Source organism: Flavobacterium sp., assembly GCF_044371705.1.
Taxonomy (GTDB): Bacteria; Bacteroidota; Bacteroidia; order Flavobacteriales; family Flavobacteriaceae; genus Flavobacterium.
Genome location: NZ_JBILTE010000237.1, coordinates 1 through 3,411 on the forward strand (window position 1 = coordinate 1; position 3,411 = coordinate 3,411).

The window sequence follows — 3,411 nt, forward strand, 5'->3', positions numbered from 1 at the left end:
TTAATTCACCTTTTCTTCTTGGATAGTATACGATGTTATAACACCACTTCTTATCTATAAACATACTATCTACCAAGGCATAATTGTAGACATCGATTCCTGTTCTAGACAACGGACTCACAAAATCTTTGTCAAAGAACTTCAAATAATTATCATAAATATCATAGTCAGCATACAAATCATTGACAAATGCAATAATATTCTGATTGTTACTAAATCCTGAATTTTTATTGGCTTTTAAGATTTCCTTTTCCTTTTGTATATCGTTATTTCCATAAACTTCAGAAATTGATTCATTGATAAAAATGGGTAGATACGTTTTACCGGTAATTCCTGAGGTATCCACTTTTTCAAAAATAAATTCCATTCCTTTAAAAATTTTGCTTGCCATTAAAGCACTATCGATAGTGTTTAAATCGAATTCTATTTTCTCATACTTATCGTACTGATAATGTTCAAATTGTCGCAATCCGTTTTTTCGTTTGCGTTCCCAAATCTTGCGTAAGATATCGATAGCCGGATTATTCTTTTTGGATTGCTTTCCCGAAACCAAAACAACTTCTCTTAATACCTCTCCTTCTTCAAGCTTGACTTCCAAATTATAGGTAACCGGTTTAATTAATTTAATTTCACGGGTTGCGTATCCAATAAAAGAAACAACCAATGTTGTGTACGAACTTTTGGATTCCAAATAAAAACGCCCATTTTCATTAGTAATTAAACCCTCAGATGAATCTTTAAAATAGACATTTGCAAATGGTACAGGCTGCTTGTTTTCATCCAACACTACGCCACTCACTTTTGTTTGAGCAACGATTGAAGATGAGAAAAGAAAAAATAAAAAGAAAATTCTTTTAAATTGCATAGCAAGTTTTAAAAAAAAACTTCATCAATTATTGCATGATGAAGTTTCAAATATAGTTGTTAAATATTTACTTGTACAATACTTTTTTAACCGCTTTCACCACATCGCTAGAGTTTGGCAACCATTCTTTTAATAATGCCGGCGAAAAGGGTGCAGGTGTATCAGCAGTGGTGATTCTTTGAACGGGTGCATCTAAATAATCAAACGCTTTTTCCTGAACCATATAAGTAATTTCAGAGGCAACACTTGCAAAAGGCCAAGCTTCTTCTAAGACCACCAAACGATTGGTTTTTTTGACAGACGTAAGAATCGCTTCATAATCCATTGGACGAACAGTTCTTAAATCGATTATTTCACAGGATATACCTTCTTTTTCTAATTCTTCTGCTGCTAAGAAAGCTTCTTTAATAATCTTTCCAAAAGAAACAATGGTTACATCCGTTCCTACTCTTTTTATATCTGCAACTCCCAACGGAATCGTATATTCATCTTCGGGAACCTCCATTTTATCACCATACATTTGCTCAGACTCCATAAAGATAACAGGGTCGTTGTCACGTATTGCAGATTTCAACAATCCTTTTGCATCATATGGATTCGATGGAACAACTACTTTCAATCCGGGTGTGTTTGCAAACCAGCTCTCAAAAGCTTGTGAGTGGGTTGCAGCTAACTGACCAGCAGAAGCAGTTGGACCTCTAAACACCATTGGCATTGAAAATTGCCCGGCAGACATTTGACGCATTTTTGCGGCATTATTAATAATTTGATCAATTCCAACCAAAGAAAAGTTGAAAGTCATAAATTCTACAATGGGGCGACAACCATTCATTGCTGATCCTACTGCAATTCCCGCAAAACCTAATTCTGCAATTGGGGTATCTATTACTCGCTTGGGTCCAAACTCATCTAACATTCCTTTTGATGCTTTATAAGCACCATTATATTCTGCAACTTCCTCCCCCATTAAATATACGCTCTCATCACGACGCATTTCTTCACTCATTGCTTCACAAATAGCTTCTCTAAACTGAATTGTTTTCATATAGAAATTTTCTTTTAAGACTTTATATCGAAACGCAAAAATAAAAATTAAAAATCACTTAAAGGCATATTTTTATTGCAAAATATTACATAATAATGATTGATTTTCAAATTCACATATTTTGAATTCTCTCACAAAAAATCTGTTAATCTTTCCATTCCACACTTTAATAGCCTCCGAAATCGTTATAATACTGAAAATTTATTATGCACGCATACAATAATTAGAAAATTAATTTGTACTTTCGTGACCTTAAAATAATCTAAAACTTTTTTATGAAAATATTAGTTTGCATCAGTCATGTACCTGATACTACTTCAAAAATTAATTTTGTAAACGGCGATTCAGAATTTGACACCAACGGCGTACAATTTGTAATCAATCCGAATGATGAATTTGGATTAACCAGAGCTATATGGTTTCAAGAACAACAAGCTGCAAATGTAAGCGTTGTAAATGTTGGAGGAGCCGATACAGAACCAACATTAAGAAAGGCATTAGCCATTGGAGCAAATGAAGCAATCCGAATCAATGCCAACCCAACTGACGGTTTTTTTGTTGCAAAGCAATTGGCAGAAGTTGTTAAAAACGGCCAATATGATTTGGTTATTTGTGGTAAAGAATCGTTAGATTACAATGGAGGAATGGTTCCCGGAATGCTTGCCGGAATTTTAGGATATAACTTTGTGAATTCATGTATAGATGTAAAAGTAGAAGGAACTTCTGCCACAGCAATCAGAGAAATTGACGGTGGAAAAGAAACTTTATCCGCTTCATTACCTCTAATCATTGGAGGTCAGAAAGGTTTGGTTGAAGAAAAAGATTTACGCATTCCTAATATGCGAGGAATCATGACTGCTCGAACCAAAGTATTAACAGTTTTGGAACCGGTAGCAAGTACAGTAAATACAAAAGCCGTAAAGTTTGAAAAACCGGCACCAAAATCTGCTGTGAAATTGGTAAGTGCAGACAATTTAGATGAATTAGTAAATCTTTTACACAACGAAGCAAAGGTAATTTAGTAAACAGTGTTCAAAATTTAGTGTTCAGTATAAAATTAAAACACTTAAATTTTAAAAGATTTTAAACTATTTTAAACTTTTAAACCTTTTTAAACTAAAAAATTATGTCATTATTAATATATGCAGAATCAGCTGAAGGAAAATTTAAAAAAGTAGCTTTTGAATTAGCTTCTTATGCTAAAAAAGTAGCGGAATCATTAGGAACAACAGTAACTGCCGTAACAATAAACGCTTCTGATATTTCAGAATTATCAAATTACGGAGTTGATAAAGTATTAAAAGTCACCAACGACAAATTGGCCGCTTTTAACGCAAAAGCTTATGCAGACACCATCAAACAAGCTGCCCAAAAAGAAGGTGCAAAAGTAATTGTACTTTCATCAACTACCGACAGTATTTACCTTGCACCATTAGTTGCTGTAGGTTTAGAAGCCGGATATACTTCAAATGTGGTTGGTTTACCTTTGAGCACCGCTCCT

3 protein-coding genes and 1 pseudogene are annotated in these 3,411 nt (G+C 33.9%); 2 read left to right on the top strand and 2 right to left on the bottom strand.

The window, feature by feature from the left end; all coding sequences use genetic code 11:
* The coding region (locus ACIQ2S_RS12220; protein WP_396176387.1) for a DUF5686 family protein at nucleotides 1-865 on the bottom strand (865 nt) is incomplete at its 3' end.
* 67 nt (nucleotides 866-932) lie between these two features.
* Nucleotides 933-1,952 carry a pyruvate dehydrogenase complex E1 component subunit beta gene (locus tag ACIQ2S_RS12225; RefSeq protein WP_396176391.1) on the bottom strand — a complete coding sequence of 340 codons (1,020 nt, stop codon included), beginning with the start codon at nucleotides 1,950-1,952 and terminating at the stop codon, nucleotides 933-935.
* A 233-nt stretch (nucleotides 1,953-2,185) separates the two neighbouring features.
* Between ACIQ2S_RS12225 and ACIQ2S_RS12230 the strand changes: the two genes are divergently transcribed.
* Both ACIQ2S_RS12230 and ACIQ2S_RS12235 read left to right on the top strand, forming a co-directional pair.
* Nucleotides 2,186-2,932, top strand: coding sequence for an electron transfer flavoprotein subunit beta/FixA family protein (locus ACIQ2S_RS12230; RefSeq protein ID WP_396176389.1), 747 nt, complete (start codon nucleotides 2,186-2,188; stop codon nucleotides 2,930-2,932).
* 104 nt (nucleotides 2,933-3,036) lie between these two features.
* Nucleotides 3,037-3,411: pseudogene (locus ACIQ2S_RS12235) on the top strand (electron transfer flavoprotein subunit alpha/FixB family protein); the annotation flags it as partial.